The sequence below is a fragment of the Paludisphaera mucosa genome (genome assembly GCF_029589435.1).
GTDB lineage: Bacteria > Planctomycetota > Planctomycetia > Isosphaerales > Isosphaeraceae > Paludisphaera > Paludisphaera mucosa.
This window is the reverse complement of the sequence record NZ_JARRAG010000002.1, coordinates 3,856,568-3,877,553: the sequence shown is the minus strand read 5'-3', so window position 1 is coordinate 3,877,553 and position 20,986 is coordinate 3,856,568. Positions and strand designations below refer to the sequence as shown.

General features: G+C 72.0%; 12 protein-coding genes. 9 read left to right on the top strand and 3 right to left on the bottom strand.

All coding sequences use genetic code 11. The features are described 5' to 3' along the window. The first annotated feature begins 2 nt into the window (after positions 1-2). The 3 genes from PZE19_RS24660 (at position 3) to PZE19_RS24650 (ending at position 8,961) form a co-directional block, all read left to right on the top strand. Entirely contained in the window at positions 3-3,833 is a 3,831-nt protein-coding gene (locus PZE19_RS24660; protein ID WP_277863265.1) for a CRTAC1 family protein, read from the top strand. 86 nt (positions 3,834-3,919) lie between these two features. Beyond that, entirely contained in the window at positions 3,920-6,043 is a 2,124-nt protein-coding gene (gene fusA, locus PZE19_RS24655; RefSeq protein ID WP_277863264.1) for an elongation factor G, read from the top strand. 284 nt (positions 6,044-6,327) lie between these two features. Further along, entirely contained in the window at positions 6,328-8,961 is a 2,634-nt protein-coding gene (locus tag PZE19_RS24650) for a beta-galactosidase (RefSeq protein WP_277863263.1), read from the top strand. 27 nt (positions 8,962-8,988) lie between these two features. On the opposite strand, the gene PZE19_RS24645 is transcribed toward PZE19_RS24650, so the two are convergent. Further along, positions 8,989-9,894, bottom strand: coding sequence for a DUF1559 family PulG-like putative transporter (locus tag PZE19_RS24645; protein ID WP_277863262.1), 906 nt, complete (start codon positions 9,892-9,894; stop codon positions 8,989-8,991). 445 nt (positions 9,895-10,339) lie between these two features. Here PZE19_RS24645 and PZE19_RS24640 point away from each other — a divergent pair, with 445 nt between their 5' ends. The 3 genes from PZE19_RS24640 (at position 10,340) to fabD (ending at position 15,283) form a co-directional block, all read left to right on the top strand. Further along, complete coding sequence (locus tag PZE19_RS24640; protein ID WP_277863261.1) at positions 10,340-13,036, top strand: M16 family metallopeptidase; 2,697 nt, start codon at positions 10,340-10,342, stop codon at positions 13,034-13,036. Positions 13,037-13,306: 270 nt separating this feature from the next. Beyond that, positions 13,307-14,356: a phosphate acyltransferase PlsX gene (gene plsX / locus PZE19_RS24635; protein ID WP_277863260.1), complete on the top strand. Its 1,050-nt coding sequence runs from the start codon at positions 13,307-13,309 to the stop codon at positions 14,354-14,356. 15 nt (positions 14,357-14,371) lie between these two features. After that, positions 14,372-15,283: an ACP S-malonyltransferase gene (fabD, locus tag PZE19_RS24630; protein ID WP_277863259.1), complete on the top strand. Its 912-nt coding sequence runs from the start codon at positions 14,372-14,374 to the stop codon at positions 15,281-15,283. Positions 15,284-15,296: 13 nt separating this feature from the next. Here fabD and PZE19_RS24625 read toward each other — a convergent pair whose 3' ends face one another. Beyond that, positions 15,297-15,695: an STAS domain-containing protein gene (locus PZE19_RS24625; protein WP_277863258.1), complete on the bottom strand. Its 399-nt coding sequence runs from the start codon at positions 15,693-15,695 to the stop codon at positions 15,297-15,299. A 40-nt stretch (positions 15,696-15,735) separates the two neighbouring features. After that, positions 15,736-16,914 (bottom strand): glucose-6-phosphate dehydrogenase assembly protein OpcA, encoded by a 1,179-nt coding sequence (locus tag PZE19_RS24620; RefSeq protein ID WP_277863257.1) that lies wholly within the window; start codon positions 16,912-16,914, stop codon positions 15,736-15,738. Between the two features lie 278 nt (positions 16,915-17,192). Between PZE19_RS24620 and PZE19_RS24615 the strand changes: the two genes are divergently transcribed. From PZE19_RS24615 to PZE19_RS24605, 3 genes are all read left to right on the top strand, one after another. Continuing rightward, a complete protein-coding gene (locus PZE19_RS24615; RefSeq protein ID WP_277863256.1) occupies positions 17,193-17,747 on the top strand; it encodes a CHRD domain-containing protein in 555 nt (184 codons plus the stop codon). Between the two features lie 70 nt (positions 17,748-17,817). Beyond that, entirely contained in the window at positions 17,818-19,497 is a 1,680-nt protein-coding gene (locus tag PZE19_RS24610; protein WP_277863255.1) for a glycosyltransferase family 39 protein, read from the top strand. Next, positions 19,494-20,855, top strand: coding sequence for a nicotinate phosphoribosyltransferase (locus PZE19_RS24605; RefSeq protein ID WP_277863254.1), 1,362 nt, complete (start codon positions 19,494-19,496; stop codon positions 20,853-20,855). The genes PZE19_RS24610 and PZE19_RS24605 overlap by 4 nt, the downstream gene beginning before the upstream one ends. Positions 20,856-20,986 lie beyond the last annotated feature (131 nt).

Below are 20,986 nucleotides of genomic sequence, written 5' to 3'. Positions count from 1 at the left end.
TCATGGGTTTCGCATCACGCCGGTTCCGGCCCTTTTTGCCCCTGCTCGGACTGCTCGCCGGCTGCGGTCGGACTCCCGAGCCTTCGGCCGTCCCGCCGTCGAAGGCGGAGGCCGAGGCTGAAACCCGGAAGGCGGACGAGATCCCGGCGGACAAGCTCGACGCCGTGATGGCCGCGCAGTTCCGGGGCCTGGGCCTCATGGAGCAGTACGAGTACCGCAAGGCCGCCGAGGCGTTCCGCGAGATCCACCGGCTGGCTCCCGACTGGTCGGCCGGGGCCGTCAACCTGGCGATCGCCCTGCTGAACGACAGCGGCGTCCAGGCGGCGGAGGCCAAGAAGGCCGGCGGCGAACAGCCGCCGTCGAACTTCGACGAGGCTCTCGGGCTGCTCCAGGGCGTGCTCGACCGCAAGCCCGAAGACCCTCGCGCCCTGTTCTGCAAGGGGGTGGTCCTGGCCCAGCAAGGGCGGGCCGCCGATGCGCATCCCCTCTTCCTGAAGGTCGCCGAGATCGACCCGCTCGACGCCGCCTCGTGGCTCTGGGCCGCGAACACCGTCACCAACGTCGAGGACCCCAACCTGCCCGTCGGCCCGGCCGAGGCCCCGCGCAAGGTCGAACTCCTCAACAGGGCCCTGGCGGTCGACCCCTACCTCGCCTCCGCGCTCTACCCGCTCGCCTTCGCCTACCGGATGAACGGCCAGCCCGACAAGCAGCGAGAAGTCCTCAAGCGCTGGCAACTGCTCGACCCCGACCGCCCGGGAGCCGTCCCCGGCCCCGGCGACGTCGTCGAGACCGCCTACGGCGAGATGGGCCGCTATGGCGCGATCGCCTCGCCGTTCCCGAGCCCGAAGCCGGACGGCCCCGCCCCCGCGCCGGCCCCCCGGTTCGATGCTGTCGTTCCGCTGAAGGTGAACCTCGCCGACGGCGACCGCTGGGCGACCCCCGCCGACTTCACCGGCGACAAGGCCCCGATCGGCCGGATCCGCGATCGGTTCGGGGCCGCCGTCGCTCCGTTCGACGCCGACGGCGACGGTCGCCTCGACCTCTACCTGACCGCCGCCGTCGTCGGCCCCAAGGGCCCGCGCGACGCCCTGTTGGTGAACAAGGGCGAGGTCGGCTTCGAGGACGCCACCGCGGCGTTCGGCCTCCCCGACGACCGCGCGAGCGCCGGCGTGGCCGCGGCCGACTTCGACGCCGACCGCCGCATCGACCTGTACCTGACGGGGCTGGGCGACAGGCTCTTCCGCAACAGGGACGGCGCGAGCTTCGAGGACCTGACCGCGAGCCTCAAGCCCGAAGGCCCGCCCGCGCTCTCGTTGACCGCACGCTGGCTCGACCTCGACCAGGACGGGGACCTGGACCTCTACGTCGTCAACTACACGACCGCCGATCGAGCCGGCGACGCCTTCAGCACCGGTGGCGTCCTCAGCGTCGAAGGCGCCCCACGTGACCAAGTCGAACCGCCGCCCGGCGTGGCGAACGCGGCCTACCGAAACGACGGCCGGCCCCCGGCCCTCCCCGGCAAGCCCCAGCCGGCCTGGACGCCTCTGGCGACCGCCGACAACGTGTCGACGACGGCCGGCCTCTCGATCTCCCTCGTCCCCTGGACCGGCGAGGAGGCTCTGACGGGCGAGGCCCGGCGGCACACGGGCCTCGCCCTCGCCGACTTCGACGGCGACCGCGACCTGGACCTGATCCTCGCGGCCGACGACGCGGCGCCGATAGCCGTCCTCAACGAGCGACTCGGGCGTTTCCGCTCCGTCCCGGTGCAGGGCTTGAGCGCCCCCGACTCGCCGTCCAGCCCCCCGCGTACTTCGTCCCTGCTGTCGGTGGACCTCGACAACGACGGCTTACCCGACCTCGTCGCGCCGGCCGGCCATCACCTGAACGCGTGGCGGAACGTGACGAAGCGGTCGCCGGCCGCCGACCTCGCACCGACGTTCGAGACGTTCCCCAACCCGGGCCACTGGTGGCGTTCGGCCGCCGCCGCCGACCTCGATCTCGACGGCCGGTTCGACCTCGTCGGCCTCCGTCCCCGATCGCTGAACACTGGGAAGACGGAGCCGCCCGTCGTCTGGCTGCGGAACGAGGGGACGCGCTTGGGGGCCCAGCAAGCGCCCGTCCTCGCCGAGTCGGCCGAGGGTCTCGCGATCGTCGACCTGGCGGGAGATCCGCTGCCCGACCTGCTCATCGTCCCCGCCGGCGGCCCGCCGGCGCTAGCGACGAACCTGGGCAACGGCAATCGTTGGCTGGCCCTCGACCTGGGAGGCCGCTGGCGGGTCCAGCCCGAGCTGATGCGCACGAACCCCCACGCCATCGGCGCGAAGGTGAGCGTCCAGGCGCGGGGGATCGACGCATCGTACGACCACACCACGCCCGTCGCCGGGCTGGGGTCGGCGCCAGGCCCGGTCGTGATCGGCCTGAAGGACCGGCCGGCGGCCGACGTGGTCCACGTCCTCTGGCCCGACGGCGTGATGCAGGCCGAGCTGAACGTGGCCGGCGATCAGCGCCTGGAGCTGGCCGAGCGGAACCGCAAGACCGGGAGCTGCCCGGTGCTTTTCACGTGGAACGGCGAGCGGTTCGTCTGCCTCGGCGACTTCCTCGGCGGCGGCGGCCTGGGTTACCTCGTCGCCCCCGGCGTCTACGGTCAGCCCGACCGCGACGAGTCGGTGGCCATCGCCGAGGATCAACTGAAGCCGGAGCAGGGCGTCTACCGGATCGCGATCACCGAGCCCATGGACGAGGTCGCGTACCTCGACCACCTGACGCTCGACGTCGTCGACCGTCCGCCCGGCGTCTCCGTCGCGCTCGACGAGCGTTTCGCCCCCGCCGGGCCCCGTCCGACGGGCGAGCTGCGGGCCTGGCGGACGGCCGTCGAGCCCGTCCGCGCGACCGACCTCAAGGGCCGCGACGCGACCGAGTCCCTGAAGTATTGGGATCGGAACACGGTCGACGGCCTCGCACGTCTCGCCGGCTGGGTGGGGTACGCCGAGGAGCACGGGATCGTCCTGGACTTCGGCGACCGCCTGGCGGGCTACGGCCCGGACGATCGCCTGATCCTGGCCCTGGCCGGCTGGGTCGAGTACCCGTACTCGCAGACGAACTACGCCGCCGCGACGGCCGGGGTCGCGCTCGCGACGCCGACGATCGAGCGGCTCGGCGACGACGGCTCGTGGCGGGTGATCGAGCCCCACGCCGGCTACCCGGCGGGCCTGCCCCGGATGACGACTCTCGACCTGACGGGCAAGCTCGCCGGCCGGCGCTGCGTGCTCCGGATCCGGACGAACATGGAGTGCTACTACGACCAGGCGTTCGTCGCCGTCCGCGACGCCGACGCCGAGAGGTCGCTGCGGACGACCCGCCTGGAAGTCGCCCGCGCCTCGCTGGGCGCCCGCGGCTACACCCGCGAGGTCTCGCCCGACGGCCGCCTGCCCCTGGTCTACGACTACGACTACATCGACCCGGCCCCGCTGGCCCGGATGGCGGGCAAGCTCACGCGGTTCGGCGACGTCGCGTCGCTGCTGCGGGCCGACGACGATCGGCTGTGCGTGGTCGGCCCCGGCGACGAGGCGCGCGTCGAGTTCGCGGCCGATTCCCTGCCCCCGCTGCCCCAGGGCTGGCGGCGGAGCTTCGTGCTGCGGTCGGTCGGCTATTGCAAGGACGCCGACCCGTTCACGGCCGGCAGCGACGCCGTCGGGCCGCTCCCCTGGCGCGCGATGCCCGACTACCCGTTCGCCGACCCGGCGGCCTCCCGGCCGCTCGACGACGCCTACGCGGCCTATCTCCGCGCCTTCCAGACCCGCCCGGCGGGGGGCCCCGACGGCCATTCGCGCTGATTCCCGCGGCGGGAGCCGGTAAGCTGGAAGCCCACGCCGCGGTCGCTCGGACCGCGTCCACACCCCGTGCGCGGAACGAGACGATCATGGCCAGCGACGACGTCACGACGAATTTACGCCGGATTCGCAACATCGGGATCATCGCCCACATCGACGCCGGCAAGACGACGACCACCGAGCGGATCCTCTACTACACCGGCGAGATCCACCGGATGGGCGACGTCGACAAGGGGAACACCGTCACCGACTACCTGGAAGAGGAACGCGAGCGCGGGATCACCATCGTCGCCGCCGCGATCACCTGCCACTGGAAGGACGCCGACGGTCTCCCAACCACGATCAACATCATCGACACACCCGGCCACGTCGACTTCACCGCCGAGGTCGAGCGCTCGCTGCGGGTGCTCGACGGCGCGGTCGTGATCTTCTCGGGCGTCGAGGGCGTCGAGGCCCAGAGCGAGACCGTCTGGCGGCAGGCGAGCAAGTACCACGTCCCGCGGATCTGCTTCATCAACAAGATGGACCGGATCGGCGCCGAGTTCGACCGGGTCTTCCAGGAGGTGTCCGATCGCCTCGACAGCCACCCGATCCCGCTCCAGATCCCGATCGGGGCCGGGCCCGAAGGCTCGATGGGGGCCTTCCAGGGCCTCATCGACCTGATCGGCATGAAGGCCCTCTTCTTCAAGACCGAGGACCTGGGCTCCACCTTCACGGTCCAGGAGATCCCCGACGACCTCCGGCTCGAAGCCGACGCCTGGCGCGAGACGATGCTGAACTCGCTCTCCGAGTACGACGAGACCTTCGCCGAGCAGTACATGGGCCACCTCGACGGGGCCGAGCTGACGACCGACATGATCCACCAGGCGCTCCGCCGCGCCACCCTGACCGGCGGCGCGCAGCCGGTGCTCTGCGGGTCGAGCTTCAAGTACGTCGGCGTGCAGCAGCTATTGGACGCGGTCTCGTACTACCTGCCGAGCCCGCTCGACAAGCCGCCGATCGTCGGCATCCACCCCAAGAAGGGGAACGAACTGTCGCGGCGGCCCAGCCCCGACGAGCCCTTCTCCGGGCTGGTGTTCAAGATCACCAACGACGCCCACGGCGACCTGTCGTTCGTGCGGGTGTACTCGGGGATCCTCAAGGCCGGCAGCCGCGCCTACAACCCGGGCCGCGAGGAGAAGGAGAACTGTTCGCGGCTCTACCACATCCGGGCCGACGACCGCGAGCAGATCAACGAGGCGATCGCCGGCGACATCGTCGGTGTCGTGGGCCTCAAGAAGGCCGTCACCGGCGACACCCTGTGCGACGCCACGCATCCGATCCTGCTGGAGCGGATCGAGTTCCCCGAGACGGTCATCAGCATGTCGATCGAGCCCGTCAGCTCGGCCGACAAGGGGAAGCTCTCCGACACGCTCAACGCCCTGGCCCGCGAGGACCCGACGTTCACCTTCAAGGTCAACGAGGAGACCGGCCAGACCCTGATCTCGGGCATGGGCGAGCTGCACCTGGAGATCCTCAAGAACCGGATGACGCGCGACTTCAAGCTGAAGGTCCACGTCGGCCGGCCCCGCGTGAGCTATCGCGAGACGGTCAAGAAGGCCGTCAAGCGGATCGAGGGGACCTGCATCCGCCAGACCGGCGGCACGGGGATGTACGCCCGGGTCAAGATCGACGTCGAGCCCGAGGTCCAGCCCAAGGGGGCCCCGGTCGTCCACTTCGCCAACAAGATGAAGGGGGGCGTGATCCCCGGCGAGTACGTTCCGGCCATCGAGTCGGGCCTGCGCGAGGAGGCCAAATCTGGCGGCAAGACGGGCTATCCGCTCGTCGACCTCAAAATCACGCTCGTCGACGGCGACTACCACGACGTCGACTCGAACGACATGGCCTTCCGGTTCGCCGCGTCCGACGCCCTCCGCAAGGCGATCGAGGAAGCCGGGCCCGTCCTCCTGGAACCGATCATGCGCCTGGAGGTCGTCACCCCCGAGGACTACCTGGGCAACATCACCGCCGACCTCGCCAGCCGTCGCGCGCTGATCGAGCGCACGTCCTCGCGCGGCAAGCTTATGGTCATCGACGCCCGCGCGCCGCTGAAGGAGATGTTCGGCTACTCGACGGCCGTCCGCAGCCTCTCCCAGGGCCGGGCCAGCTACACCATGGAGCCCCTCGAATACGCCGCCGCCCCCGAGAGCATGCTCGAAGCCCTCACCGGCTGAGGACGGTCCCCCCTTGGGACGCGCGGTGGACGGGAGTAGGATGGGCCTCGACCCCCTCCGAGTCCGGCCGGCACTCGCCTTCTCCCGCCGGGAGAAGGCGGCCCGCCAGGGCCGGATGAGGGCGCGGCGCTTCGCGAAGGCCGTCCTCACCCCACGCCATACTGCCCCCGAACTCAGACGACCCTCATCCGGCCTGCGGCCACCTTCTCCCGGGGGGAGAAGAGAATCCCGTCGGGCCTCGTGCTCGTCCGCCTCCGGCGGCCCGGCACTCTGGAGGCCTCTCCATGCGGCGAACTCTCGGCCCTACTGCGTCGCTCGCCGCGCTCGCCGCGGCCTTCCTGACCGCCTCCTCGGCGGTGGCCCTGACCGTCCGCGTGGAGGTCCGCAACGGCGCGCCTCGGCTCGTCGTCGACGGCCGGCCGGTGCGGGCGCGGATGTTCTTCGGGATCCCGGGCTCGGCGCCGATCCCGATCGGGCCCGAGGCGAAGGCGATCCGCTTCGAGTTCGTCGCCGCCGAGTCGGCCGAGAACGGGACGCTGCATTTCCGCTGCGGCGCGAAGCCCGGCGAGGTCGACGTCGACGACCTTCGCGTCGTGGACCTGGGCGAAGGCCGCGCGGTCATCCCGCTCCGCGATTTCGAGCAAGGGCCCGACGGGTTCGCGAAGGACTGGACCTTCTGGCCGACCGGCGAGCAGAACACCGTCGGCGCGGCGGGCGTCCAGCCGGGCGTGGGGAAGGGGGGCTCGGCGGGGCTCCGGATCGCCCTCCGGCCGCCGGCGAAGGGGGGCGAGTGGCCCGACTTCCACGTCTTCCACCAGACGCGGCTCAAGCTCGAGAAGGGCCATCGTTACGAGGTGACGTTCTGGGTCCGGTCGAGCGTCCCGCGCGAGCTGACGCTGGGGTTCTACCGCCCCGGCTCGAGCTTCGTCTACCTCGGCGGGCCCCCGGGGCCGTATGAGGACGAGATCAAGCTCGCGGCCGACGCCGGCGTCGACTTCGTCAGCTTCCCGCTCGACCTCCCCTGGCCCGAACCCGGCAAGCCCGCCGACTGGTCGGCCTGCGACTCGGCCTGCGAGCAGGTCCTCCGCGTCAATCCCCGGGCGTTGCTGCTCCCTCGGGTCGGCCTGTACCCGCCGAGCTGGTGGACCGTGAAGCATCCCGACGCCGTCATGAAGTGGGAGGACGGCGCGCGGAAGGACGCCGTGCCCGCCTCGCCTCAGTTCCGCGAGGACGCCGCCGCCCGATTGCGGGCGCTGGTGGAGCACGTCGAGGAGAAGTTCGGCGACCACGTCGCCGGCTACCACCCGACCGGCCAGAATACCGGCGAGTGGTTCTATCAGGAGACCTGGAGCCAGCCCCTCAGCGGCTACGCGCCGGCCGACCTGGTCGCCTGGCGCGGCTGGCTTCGATCGCGGTACCAGACGGACGACGCCCTGCGGAAGGCCTGGAGCGACCCCGCTGTCCGCCTCGACGCGGCCGCCGTCCCCTCGCCGCAGGAGCGGCACGCCGCGCCCCGGGGGATCTTCCGCGACCCCGTCACGGAGAAGCCGATCCTCGACTGGTCGACGTTCCAGCAGGAGGCCATGGCCGACTGCGTCCTGACCCTCGCCAAGGCGGTGCGCGAGGCCTCGGGCGGGCGGAAGCTCGTGGTCTTCTTCTACGGCTACGTCTTCGAGTTCGGGGCCATCGTCAACGGCCCGGCGATCTCGGGCCACTACGCTTTGCGACGGGTCCTCGATTCGCCGGACGTCGACGTCCTCTGCTCGCCGATCTCGTACTTCGACCGCGGCCTGGGTCAGGGCGCGCCCGCGATGACCGCCGCAGAGAGCGTCGCGCTCGCGGGCAAGATGTGGCTCAACGAGGACGACACCCGGACCTATCTCGCCCCCACCAGCACGTTCCCGGGGGCCGAGGCGGGGGCCGACTCGCTCGAGGACACCAACTCGATGCTCCTCCGCAACGTCGGCCAGGAGGCCGTGCGGAACTTCGCGACCTGGTGGATGGACCTCGGCGCGACCGGCTGGTTCAACGACCGCCGGCTGTGGGACGAGATGCGGCGGCTGGAAGCCATCGACCGCCCGCTGCTCGAAGACCCCGTCGCCTACCGCCTCGAGATCGCCGCCGTGCTCGACGAGGCGAGCCTCACGCGGGTCGCGGCCGGCGGCCAGGTCGTCAGCCGTCCCGCCGTCTACGAGGCCCGCGGCGCGCTGGGGAGGGCCGGCGCGCCATACGGCCAGTATCTGCTCGACGACGTGATCGCGGGCAAGGTCGACGCCCGGCTCTACGTGATCCTCGACGCCTGGAGCCTGACCGCCGAGCAACGCGCCGGGCTGCGATGGGCGACGCGGGGCAAGGGGGTCGTCTGGTGCTACGCCCCCGGCTGGTTCGACGGCGACGTCCCCTCGACCGAGGCGATGCGCGAGCTGACCGGCTTCGACCTGAGGCCCAGCCTGGCCGCGAAGGCCTGGGCCGAGCCGACCGAGGCCGGCCGGGCGATCGGGCTCTCGAAGGCCTTCGGCGTCGACCGGCAGGTCGTCCCGACCTTCGCGGCGGCCGACGCCCGTTCGACCGAGATCCTGGCCCGCTACCCGGACGGCTCGACGGCCGTCGCGCTGCGGCCGGGGACGACGGGGCCGGCGTTCTCGCTGTTCGTCGGCGCCCCGGGGCTGACCTCGGAGCTGGTGCGGCTGGCTGCCCGGAACGCCGGCGTCCACCTCTACACGGAGGTCGACTGCAACGTCTACGCCGGCGGGCCGTTCCTCGTCCTCCACGCCAGCCAGGACGGCGAGGTTCGGCTCCGCCTGCCGACGGATCGGGAGGGACTCGTCGACGCCCTGACGGGCGAGGCGGTTGGCCAGGGACGGACGCCGAGCCTGCTCATGAAGCGGGGGGGCACCCGCATCCTGCGTTTCCCGTGAAACGAAGGCCGGGCCGCCTTCCGGCGTTCAGTACGCCGTCCCGGGGATCGCCTCCCCGCCGCCGCGGGTGCCGAGGCCGCGCCAGACCGACGGATTGACGGTATCGCGCACGAACCGCACCGCGCCGTCCAGGAGCAGGACGTTGCAGCCGTCGCCGTGGAGGCTGCCGGCGGTGATGGCGTTCAGGTCCGGCGCCGCGCGGCAGGACGGATGATCGGGCGGCAGGGCGTGGGTGTAGAGGGAATGCCCGAGCCGGCCCCGGAACCAGTACGAGCCCTTGAACGGCACCGCCGCCGGCCAGGGCCCGCCCGGACCGGACGCGTCGCAGGCCTTCGCGAAGTCGTCGAGCCCGGCCGCCGAGTCGGGGAAGGCGTCATCGACGATGTAGATCGAGCCGAGCCGGGTGGCCCGCGAGACGTCGCCGCCGCCGACGATCCACTCGACGACCGCCGCGGTGTGGCTCAAGCCGTCGCCGACGTCGCGGGGGGTCAGCTCCTCATTCGAGAAGACGCCGTCCCAGGCGGCGACGGGCTCGCGACCGAACACGCCGGCGTTCCCCGCGTAGTTGGTGGCGAACCGCGACATCGGCGCGGTGCGGGCGGAGTCGGAAGGGCAGAGGTAGAGGCCCGGCAGCGGGATCGCCGCCGTCCGGTCGTCGATCAACGTCTTGTGCAGGGGCTCCTGCTCCAGGAACGGGAGGATCTTCCAGAGGAACGAGGCCGACCCTGCGCCCGAGGGGAAGGTGCCCCGGGCCTCCTGATGCTGATGGAGGGCGAGGCCCACGTTATGCAGGTGCGAGGCGCACTGCGTCCGCCGCGCCGCCTCGCGGGCCCGCATCACGACCGCGAGCATGAGGCCCGCGAGCACGCCGAGGACGACGACGGTCACCAGGCACTCGATGAGCGTGAAGCCGCGGCGTGGGGCGGAAATCATGGGGATGGGCTCCGGCCCGGCGCCTCTCCGAAACGTCATCGTTCCGGAGACTTCGCCGACGACGACCTCGCCGCCGGCGCGGGTGCTCGACGCCCGCCAGACCGCCAGGTCCTACGAATTATTCACGAATCGCGCCACGCCGTCCATCGTCAAGACGGAGCTTCCCCCGGAGCGACGGCGCGATCGGTCGCCGCCCGGGGAGTTTGTGCAATCCCCGTGCCGCGACGGACGGGGACCGGCTTCCGGGCGACGCCTCAAGGTCGCCGGGCGGGCCGGGGGCGCGTTGCTCGCTTCGAGATGGTAGAATGAACTGCGTCCGCGGGCCGGGGCGGGGGCGAAGGCCCCGTCGCGGGGCCGCCCCTTCCGGTTGACGCCGTCGGAGCCCGGGCTCCTCGCCGTCGGCCGATCAATCCTCCGATCGAAGGATGGAAAGGGTCGCACCGAAATGGCTCGACGGCTCAAGTCGCATTCCACCGTCGCCAGGGTGGGCTCCCAGCCGGTTTTCGAACGGGTCCTGGGCAACGGCCTGAAGGTCCTGGTCCTCCCCCGCAAGGGGGTCCGGATCGTGGTCTGCGACCTGTTCTACCCGGTCGGTTCCTTCGACGAGCCCCCGGGGAAGACCGGGATCGCCCACTTCCTGGAGCACATGCTCTTCAAGGGGACCGAGCGTTTCCCGAAGGGGAGCATCGACCAGCTCGCGTTCGTCGCAGGCGGTCAGGCCAACGCCGACACCGGGGAAGACCGCACCCACTACTGGTTCTCGCTCCCCGCCGATCGCTGGGAGCTGGCCCTGGAGATCGAGGCCGACCGCATGACGTGCGCCCGCTTCGACCGCCGCGAGGTCGAGGCCGAGCGCCAGGTCGTGGGCGAGGAGCGGGCGCGGGACGTCGAGTCGGCCCTGGCCCGGCTCGACCAGACCCACCAGGCCCTGTCCTACCTTCGCCACCCGTATCGGAACCCGGTGCTGGGCTGGCCCCAGGACCTGGCCTCGATCACCGTCGACGACCTGGAAGCCTTCTACCGCAGCCACTACCGGCCCGACGGCGCCGTCCTGGTCTTCGCGGGCGACCTCGACCCGGAGCGGGTCATGGAGCGCGTCGAGGGCCGCCTGGGGGCGGTCCCGTCCGGCAAGGTCCGCCCGCACCGGCTGGACGGCGACGAGGGGACCCAGTCGGGTCGCCGCGATTTCGTCCTGGTCGAGCCCGACGCCATGCCGCGGGCGATCCTGGGCTGGCACACCGTGCCGTCGCAGCACCCCGACGCCCCCGCGATCGACGTCCTGGCCGACGTCCTCTCGGCCGGCCGCCGCTCGCGGCTCTGGCGGGCGCTCGTCGAGGACGACCGCCTCGCCGGCTGGGTCGAGGCGCTGCACGCGCCCGGGAGGCAGGGGGGGCAGTTCCTCGTGCAGCTCGAGGCCGCCGAGGAGCGGATCGACCGCACCGAGGTCGAGGCCGCCATCTTCGACATCGTCGGCGACCTGATCCGCAAGGGGCCGACCGACGAGGAGATGCGGCGGGTCCGCAACCGCTTCGAGGCCGGCTGGCGATGGGACCAGGAAGACCTGCTGGCGCTGGCCTGCGGCGTCGGCGAGGCCGCCCTGTGGGGCGACTGGCGGGACTGGCAGGCCGACCACGCCGCCGCCCTGGCGGTCGACGCCGCGGCCGTCCGCCAGGTGGCCGCGAAGTACCTCGTCGAGGCCAACCTGACCTCGGGCTGGCTGCTCCGCTCCGACGACGCCCCGGCCCCCTCGTCGCACGCGGCCGCCTCGAACCGGCGGGTCTCGGCGGGCCGGCAGCCCAGCTACCCGGCCACCGGCGAGCCGTTCGTCGCGGCCGACCTGCCCGCCGCGAGCCTCCCCTCGCGGCCGCGCCTGATCGACTATCGGCCCCGGCGGTTCGTGCTGGACAACGGCCTGCGGGTGATCCACGAACGTCGGCCGGGCGTCGGCGTGGCCGCGGTCGACTTCTACGTCGAGGGCGGGTGGGTCCGCGAGGCGGCCCCCGGCGCGGCGGCGCTGACGAGTCGGATGCTCGAAGAGGGGAGCGCCAGCCGCTCGGCGCAGGACGTCGCGGCGGCCATCGAGGACGTGGGCGGCTCGCTCGAACTCAGCTCCGCCTGGAGCGCCCTGCGGACGCGGTCGGAGGACCTGGCCCTGGGCCTGGAGATCCTGGCCGACGTCGCCCGCCGCCCGGCCTTCCCGCCCGACGCCCTGGAATGGACCAAGCAGCGGCTCGTCGCCGACCTGAAGGCCGACCGGGAAGACCCCGCCTTCCGCGCCGAGCAGGAATTTCGACGGCTCGTCTACGGCGACCACCCGCTGGGCCGCGACTACCGCGGGGGCGTCCGCGACCTCCGCCGGCTGACTCGCGACGACGTCGTCGCCCACCACCACCGCCACTTCGCCCCCGAGAACGCCTTCCTCGTCGTGGTCGGCGAGTTCGATCCGGCGCGCCTCAAGCGGCTGGTCGAGGCCCACCTCGGCGACTGGAAGTCGAATGGGGCGACGCCCCCGCCGTGGCCGCAGCTCCCCGAGGTCGGCCGTCCCCGGGCGCGGCGGATCGACTGCCCGGGCGAGCAGGTGCACATCGTCCTGGGCCATCGCGGCATCGCCCGCCACGACCCCGACTTCGACGCGCTCCTGATTTTGGACCACATCCTGGGGACCGGCCCCGGCTTCTCGGACCGCCTGGGGCGGATCGTCCGCGACGAGATGGGGCTGGTGTACAGCATCGGCGGCGGCGCGACCGACTCGGCCGACGTGCTGCCCGGCCTCTTCCGGATCTACGCCGGCACCATGCCCGAGGAGGCCGACCGCGTGGTCGCCGCCGTCGCCGAGCAGATCCGGGCCATGCACGACGGGCGATTCTCCGACGACGAGGTCGACCGGGTCCAGCGCTACCTGGCCGGGGCCTCGCTGTTCGAGCTGCAGACGGTCGAGCAGCGCGCCGAGCGGCTGGTCGACCTCGAACGCCTGGGCCTGCCGCTCGACGAGCCCCGGAACTGGCCGACGCGGATCGCCGCCGTCACCCCCGATCGGGTCCGCGACGCCGCCCGCCGTCGGCTCCGCCCCGACGGGTTGTTTCGCGTGGAACTCGGCCCGGTGGCGAAGTCGCCGCGGAAGGTCGCCGCGCGGCGACGCTGAGGCCGCTTGACAGCCACCGTACGGCCCTCTAGGATGGGACCGATTTGATTCGCGAACGCTGATGAATCCGACGTTCGCCGCCGGGCCTCGGGCCCGGTGCGGGTGGGCCGGAACCCTCGGGTCGTTTTTTCGGGATGCGGACTGGGCGAAGCTCCCCGTCCCGCATCCCGTCGTCGTTTCGGCGGCCGACGGCCGGCCCGGGACGACGGTGCGGAACGCGGCCGAGGCGACGAGGCGGTTCAAGAGGCTGGGAACACCGGGAGATCGACGATGCGCATAGCCCTGGACGCGATGGGAGGCGACTTCGCCCCCGGACCGATCGTCGCGGGCGCGGTGGAGGCGGTCCTGGATCGCGAGGACCTGATCACGGTCCTGGTCGGCGACCGCGAGCGGATCGAGGCCGAGCTGGAGAAGGCGCCCCAGGCGCCGCGCGACCGGCTGCCGATCGTCCACGCCGCCGAGGCGATCGGGATGGACGAGAAGCCCGTCGAGGCCCTCCGCAAGAAGCGCGACAACTCGATCTCCAGGAGCTGGGCGATGATGGCCGCCGGCGAGGTGCAGGCCATCGTCTCGGCCGGCAACACCGGCGCGATGGTGGCCTCGGCGCTCTTCGCCGGGGCCCACGCCAAGATGTTCCTCCCCGGCGTCCGCCGCCCCGGCATCGCGGCGATCTTCCCGTCGCACCAGGGGCCGATCGTCATCATCGACGTCGGCGCCAACATGGCCCCCAAGCCCGAAGACCTCTATCAGTACGGCCTGATGGGCTCGATCTACGCCGAGGAGATCCTGGGCGTCACCGCGCCCCGCATCGGCATCCTCAACGTCGGCTCGGAGGAGGAGAAGGGGAACGACCTCACCCGCGGCACCCGGAAGCTGTTCGAGGAGAGCCCCTGGGCCTCGCGGTTCGTCGGCAACGTCGAGGGCCGCGACATCTACGAGGGCCACGTCCGCGTGGTCATCTGCGACGGCTTCGTGGGCAACGTCCTGCTGAAGGCGGGGGAGGGGGCCGTCGACTTCCTGTTCGCGACCCTCCGCGAGGAGCTGGCCCGGCTCCTGCCCGAGTTCCCCGTCGAGGTCGGCCAGAAGATCGCCGGCAGCCTCATGAACCTGAAGCGGCGGTTCGAGTACGAGGAGTTCGGCGGCGCCCCCTTGCTGGGCATCCGCGGGGCCTGCATCATCTGCCACGGCTCGTCCAAGTCGCGGGCGATCAAGAACGCCCTGCGGGTCGCCAACCTGATGGCCGCGGACCGGATCAACGCCAAGATCGTCGAGCAGCTCGGGGCCACCCTCGACGACGCCGTCGACGCGCCCAAGAGCTGATCGCGAGGAACCCCCATGTCCAAGATCGCCTTCCTCTTCCCCGGCCAGGGAGCCCAGGCCGTCGGCATGTGCCGCGAGCTGGAGCAGGAACTGCCGGCCGTCCGGGCCCTGTTCGACCGCGCCGAGGCCGTGCTCGGCATCGACCTCCGCAAGCTCTGTCTGGAGGGACCGGCCGAGGCCCTCGAGGCGACGGACGTCAGCCAGCCGGCCATCTTCGTCGCCAGCCTCGCCGCGCTTGAGAGCCTCAAGGCGACCAACCCCGAGGCCGTCGCGGCCTGCCAGGGCGCGGCCGGCTTGAGCCTGGGCGAGTACACCGCCCTGACGTTCGCCGGCGCACTCGATTTCGAGGCCGGCCTGGAGGTCGTCCGCCGTCGCGGCCAGGCGATGCAGGCGGCGTCGACCGCCTCTCCCAGCGGCATGGTCAGCGTGCTGGGGCTCGACGAGGACAAGGTCGACGAGCTGTGCGCCAAGGTCGAGCCGTACGGCCGACTCTGGAAGGCCAACATGCTTGGCCCCGGCAACATCGTCGTCTCCGGCGACGCCGCGGCCCTGGAGCACGTCGAGCCGATCGCGCAGGAGCTGGGGGCGATGAAGGTCGTCCGCCTGGCGGTCGCGGGAGCCTTCCACACCCCCCTGATGAGGCCGGCCGACGAGCAGCTCGCCGAGGTCCTGGCCCGCGTCGACGTCCGGGCCCCGCGGATCCCCGTCTACTCCAACGTCGACGCCTCGCCCCACGACGACCCGGAGGCGATCCGCTCGATCCTCGTCACCCAGGTGCTGCAAGGCGTGCGCTGGGACGAATCGATGCGGCGGATGATCGCCGACGGGTTCGATACGTTTTACGAGATCGGCCCCGGCCGGGTGCTCACGGGCCTGCTGAAGCGGATCGACCGCAAGACGCCCTGCACGAGCGTCGCGGCGCGCTGAGGCCGGCGTCGGGTCAGGAGGCGAACGCCGGCCCGGTCGGCGGCGCGGCGAAGGCGGCGAGGGCCTCGGCCTCGGTCTCGTAGATCTCGGCGATGCGGTCGAGGCCGATGATGTCGGCCCCGACCCGCACCTCTCCGGCGAGGCCGCAGAGCTTCACGAGGTGCCCCATCTCGGCCGCCCGCTTGACCGTCCCCACCAGCACGGCGTAGGTCGTGCTGCCGACGTACTGCACCCGGCTCAGGTCGATCAGCGTCTTCGCCGCCCAATCCTGGCCGACGACCAGGCCCAGCTCGTACGAGAGCGCCTGGGCCTGGTTCGGGAACCTCAGCTCGTGGGTCGTCACCTGGGCGACGGCGACGTCGCCGACCATGTTGAGGCTGAGAAGCTCGAATTCCGGGGGGCTCGGGGGCATCGGGACGGTCCTCGGGTCCGGGTGGAAGGGGATCGAGAGGTCAGCGGGCGGCGGCCTCGGCGTGCTCCAGCAGCCAGAGCAGGAACGGCGTCGCCTTCTCGAACGGCGGGTCGAACCGCGAGAGTTCGAGGGCCGCGGCGACCCGGTGCGCCGGGTCGAGGGCGTCGGCGTGGACGATGTTGGGGATCCGGCAATAGCCCGGGGCGTCGACGTGGATCCGGACGTCCGGCGACCCGGGGGAGGTCCGTTCCAGCCGGAAGGACTCCGGGCCGCTCTCTCCCCGTGCGGAGAGGGCGACGCCCAGAAGACGCGGGGTCGGGGTCAGGTCGGCGGTCAGCGGCCCGGTGTGCACTTCCAGGAAGAGGGGCCCCGCGGGCGCATTGAAGGTCGCTCGGAACGTCGAGCCGTCGCCGTCGGGCGCCACCTCGGGCGTCCCCTCGGGAGTCCAGCCGAGTTGGGCGGCGAGCCAGGCCGCGAGCCACAGGGCCAGCCGGGGGGGCGTGGACGGGTCCGAGGAGAGGGCGTCGATCCGGACGGCGTCGATGCGGCCCAGGGACTGGCGGTGGATCGGGCAGTCGAAGAGCTGCGCGACCAGCTCGCGCCAGTGGATGAGGCCGTACCAGACGGCGTCGCGGCTGCACGAGCCAAGGTCCGGATCGAGGCCGAGCCGGAGCGCCGCGGCCGACGCGCCGGGGTCGGGCAGGTCGAGCATGATCCGGCTGCTCTCGTCGGCGAGGTCGCGGAAGAGTTCCTCGTGCTCGGTCGGGTCGGTCGTCCACCAGAGGACCATCGGCAGCTCGGCCTCCAGCAGGGGCCGGATCGCGCCGGGGAGCAGGTCGAGCGCGTCGCGGCCGGCCTTCAGGACGATCCGCTCGGAGCAGACCTGGGGCGAGCCGGGCTCGGGCAGGGTGCAGACGGCGGAGACCTCGGCCGAGACCTTGCGGCCGGGCTCTTCGGACAGTCGGATCACGATCGCGCGGCAGGGGAATTGGCCCACGACCGTCTCCACCACCGGCCGCAGCGCCCCTGCGTCGGGCGTCAGCCGCTCGACGACGAGGTTCGCCAGCACGACCCGCGTCACGGTGGGGTTCTCCAGCTCGGGCCCGCCCACGCGTTCGGCCGCCGGTCCCCAGAGCTTCTCCAGCGAGGCGTCGATCTGCGCCAGCGGGACGGGGATCCCCTGACCTTCCAGGAATGCGTCGGAAATGGCCTCGGACATGGTCGCCGCCTCCAGGCTCGAATCGCCGGCTCGTCATCCTTCGCGGTGTCAGGGGCGAGGCCCGACCGGGACCGTCCCCAACCCTTATTCATTCTACTACGACGCGACGCGGCCGACCGCGCCCGTCCCCGGAACATCCGGCGTCGCGGGAGGAAAATTGTCTCCGGACCGCCGGCCTGCGCAGTTAAGGGGCTAGGCGAGCCGGTCTCGCGCGGTTAGATTGTCGAACGTGATCCAAGATGTACGAATCCAGATCATACGTACGAAGGAACGGCACCATGAAGCCCGCACTCGCCCCTCTCCTGGCCCTGCTGCTCGTCTCTTCGGCCGCCCGCGCCGATTTCATCGTCACGGCGACCCTGACCGGCGACCAGCAGGTCCCGCCGAACGCCTCGCCGGCCGTCGGCTTCGCCGCCCTGACCTACGAGTCGGCGTCCGGGGAACTGGCCTACGTGATCTCGTTCGGCGGCCTCTCGGGCGACCTGGCCGCGGCCCACATCCATTTCGGTTCGGCCGGGACCACCGGGCCGGTCATCCTGCCCTTCGTCATCCCGCCGGGGACCGGGACCGACGGCGCCCTCGTCGGGCTCCTGACGGCGGCCGACTTCATCGCGGCCCCCGGCGGGCCGGCGTCCTTCGCCGACGCCCTCGTCGCCATCCAGGCCGGCGAAACGTACGTCAACCTGCACACGCCCAACTTCCCCGACGGCGAAATCCGCGGCCAGTTGAGCGAGTTCGTCGCTGTGCCCGAGCCGGCCGGCCTGGTCCTCCTGGGACTCGGCGGGCTGGCCGTCGGGGCCCTGGCCGCGCGGCGTCGGCCGGCCGGCGTCTGAGCCTGCAGGGGAGGGGATTTCGCGGCGACCGCGTGCGGGGGCGGGCCGCGTCGCGATAGAATCGTCCCCCATGAAGCCAGCCGAGCCGACGCCGGGAACCCTGACGAATCGCCGCGAGTGGGCCTTCGTGGCCGCCATGACGGCCTTCGGGCTGGGCGTGCGGGCCTGGGGCCTGGGCCGGCTGGGGCTCGTCCATTTCGATGAAGGGATCTATGCGATCGCCGGGCTCTGGCCGCTCGGGCCGGGCGGGATCGACCCGCTGGTGGTCCCCTACGCCCCGGCCGGATTCCCGCTGCTCGTCGGCCTGGCCTACACGATCCTCGGGCCGAGCGACGTCGCGGCGATCCTGGTCTCGGTGGCGACCGGCACGCTGGCGATCCCGGCCGCGGCCTGGCTCGCCCGGCGCACGTTCGGGCCCGGCGCCGGCGCGACGGTCGCGGCGCTCGTCGCGGCCTCGGGTTTCCACGTCGCCTTCTCGCGGATGGCGCTCACCGACGCGACGTTCGTCCTCTGCTGGCTGGTCGGGCTCGTCCTGGGTCAGCGGTTCCTGGAACGCCCCGGCGCGGTCACCTCGATCCTCCTCGGCGCGGCGACCGGGGTCGCGCAGCTCGTCAAGTACAGCGGCTGGACGCTGGGGGTCGCCGTGATGATCACCGCCGCGACGATCACGGCACTCGACTCCTCGCGACGAACGGCGTCATATCAGCGGCGTGTCTGGGGCTGGGGATCGCTGGCGGCGGTCGTGGCGGCTTTGGCTTACGCCCCCTGGTTCGCGTTCGTCGAGTCGCACGGAGGGTACGCCGCGCTGATGGCGCATCATCGCGGCTACGTCGGCTCGGTCGGGTCGTGGCTCCCGCACTGGGCGCACCAGCTCGAACAGATGAGCATCTTATCGGGAGGTTTCGCGTGGAACCTCGCTGCTTGCATCCTGACCGTCGCCGGCGTGGCGCTGGTCCGGGGTCGGGTCCGGACCTCGCGGCGGGCGTGGCTTGGGATCGCCTCGCTCGCCGCGGCGGCCGTCGCGGCTCCCACGGTCTTGTGGTGGGTCGGACTCGCCCGGCTGGTCTTCCTCGGGAATGGGGCGTCGCCGGGGCTCCGGCTGCTGGGCGTCGCCTGGGTCGGGCTCTCGATCCTGACGCCGTTCTATCATCCCTACGCGCGGCTCTGGCTGCCGATCCAGGCGCTCGGCTGGGTCGCGACCGCGGGGCTCCTCGCCAGCCTGATCGAACCGGGGATGAGTGCCATGACCGAGCTGCGATGGAACCGCGTCCCGCTGGCCGTCGCTTGCTGTGGGGCGGCCCTGTCGCAATCGCTGATCGCTTCGAGCGTACCCATCGGGGCGGAGGCGAGCCCGGGGATCCTCGCCCCCAGCGACTCGCTGCGGCTGGCGACGGCCCGGCTCTTGAAGAGTCTTCCCGAGGGCAAGACGGGGCTTCGGGCGCTGGTCCGGCCGCCGTTCACCTTCTATTATGCGCGGGGCGGGGGTGGGGTCCGGGTCGAGGGCGATCTGGAGGGCCTCTTGAAGAACGACGACGGTTCGTGGGTTCTTGTGGATCTCGCTCAGCTTCGCCAGTCCGGCGACGTCGCCCGATTGCAGGAGCGCTGGGAGACGCGGGCCACCTTTCCCACCTGGCTGAACCTGCCGACTCGTCTCGACGTCGACCCCGGCGCGACGGCCGGGGCCCGGCCCGAGGAAGCCGACGCCCCCCTATGGTTGATGGTCCCCCGAGGCACCGGAGATCCCCGATGACGCCCGAGCCGTTCGTCTCGCTCTGGCCCGATCCCGAGGCCCTGGGACCGGTCACCGACCTGTACGAGCTGACGATGCTCGCCGGGTACCTCGCCGAGGGGATGGGCGGGAAATCGGCGACCTTCGAGATCTTCGTCCGACGCCTGCCGCCGAACCGGTCGTTCCTGGTCTTCGCCGGGCTCGAACAGGCGATCGGCGATTTGTCGCGGCTGGCCTTCTCGAACGAGCAAGTCGAGGCGCTGCGACGCTGGCCGGCGTTCAAGGGCCTTCCCGCGACGTTCTTCGAAACCCTGCGCCGACTGCGCTTCGAAGGCGACGTCTTCGCGATCCCGGAGGGGACCGTCGTATTCCCGGGCGAGACCCTCGTACGGGTGACCGCGCCGCTGCCGCAGGCGCAGTGGGTCGAGACGTTCCTGCTGGCGTCGCTCGGCTATCCCACGCTCGTGGCGTCGAAGGCCGCCCGGATGGTGATCGCGGCGCGGGGCAAGTCGCTGTTCGAGTTCGGCGCCCGCCGCGCCCACGGGCCCCAGGCCGGCCTGCTGGCGGCGCGAGCGGCGTACCTGGCGGGCTTCGACGCCACCAGCCACGTCGAGGCCGCGCGGCGGCTGGGGATCCCCTGCGTCGGCACGATGGCCCATTCCTGGGTCCAGTCGTTCGCGACCGAGGCCGAGGCGTTCGAGGCCTACGCCCGCGTCTTCCCCACCTCGACGACGCTCCTCGTCGACACGTACGACACGCTCGAAGGCGTTCGCAAGGCCGCGGCGAACGCCCCGCCGGGATCGGCCGTCCGCATCGACAGCGGCGACCTCGCCGACCTCGCGCCAAAGGCCCGCGCGATCCTCGACGAGCAGGGCAGGGCGGACGTCAAGATCGTGGCCTCGGGGGACCTCGATGAGAACGCCCTGGAGGAACTGGCCGCCTCGGCCGCGCCGATCGACGGCTACGGGATCGGCACGGAGCTGGTCACCTCGCGCGACGCCCCGGCGATCTCCATGGTCTACAAGCTCGTCGAGATGGAGGGCGCGGGACGGGTCAAGCTCGCCCCCGGCAAGAAGACGTACCCGATGGCGAAGCAGGTCTACCGCCGCCGCGACCCTTCGGGGATTTTCGCCGGCGATCTGGTCGCACGGGCCGACGAGCCTGCGCCCGACGGCCTCGAGCCGCTCCTGACGCCCGTCCTCCGGGCCGGGTGCCTCGTCGGCCGGCCGCCGTCGATCGCCGAGATCCGCGCCCGATGCCAGGCCCAGCTCGCGGCCCTCCCCGACGAGCTGAAGGCGCCCGGGTCCGAATCGCATTACCCCGTCGTCTACAGTGACCGGCTCGAAGCCGACGCCGCGCGGTTGATGCACGGCCGCTGACGCGGCCGGTCTGGCAAGCTGGTCGCATGCCGGGGTCTGCACGGACTTTGCGGATCGGCCCGCCGGTCGATCTTGCCTCGCTTGCCCCGCTTCCATGCCGTCCATGGGAAGACCTCCGGCCCGCCGAGACG

Coding starts and splice junctions, on each gene's coding strand:
- fabD (WP_277863259.1), top strand. CDS start 14,372: ATGTCCAAGATCGCCTTCCTCTTCCCCGGCCAGGGAGCCCAGGCCGTC.
- PZE19_RS24610 (WP_277863255.1), top strand. CDS start 17,818: ATGAAGCCAGCCGAGCCGACGCCGGGAACCCTGACGAATCGCCGCGAG.
- PZE19_RS24605 (WP_277863254.1), top strand. CDS start 19,494: ATGACGCCCGAGCCGTTCGTCTCGCTCTGGCCCGATCCCGAGGCCCTG.
- PZE19_RS24640 (WP_277863261.1), top strand. CDS start 10,340: ATGGCTCGACGGCTCAAGTCGCATTCCACCGTCGCCAGGGTGGGCTCC.
- PZE19_RS24615 (WP_277863256.1), top strand. CDS start 17,193: ATGAAGCCCGCACTCGCCCCTCTCCTGGCCCTGCTGCTCGTCTCTTCG.
- PZE19_RS24620 (WP_277863257.1), bottom strand. CDS start 16,914: ATGTCCGAGGCCATTTCCGACGCATTCCTGGAAGGTCAGGGGATCCCC.
- PZE19_RS24650 (WP_277863263.1), top strand. CDS start 6,328: ATGCGGCGAACTCTCGGCCCTACTGCGTCGCTCGCCGCGCTCGCCGCG.
- fusA (WP_277863264.1), top strand. CDS start 3,920: ATGGCCAGCGACGACGTCACGACGAATTTACGCCGGATTCGCAACATC.
- PZE19_RS24625 (WP_277863258.1), bottom strand. CDS start 15,695: ATGCCCCCGAGCCCCCCGGAATTCGAGCTTCTCAGCCTCAACATGGTC.
- plsX (WP_277863260.1), top strand. CDS start 13,307: ATGCGCATAGCCCTGGACGCGATGGGAGGCGACTTCGCCCCCGGACCG.
- PZE19_RS24660 (WP_277863265.1), top strand. CDS start 3: ATGGGTTTCGCATCACGCCGGTTCCGGCCCTTTTTGCCCCTGCTCGGA.
- PZE19_RS24645 (WP_277863262.1), bottom strand. CDS start 9,894: ATGATTTCCGCCCCACGCCGCGGCTTCACGCTCATCGAGTGCCTGGTG.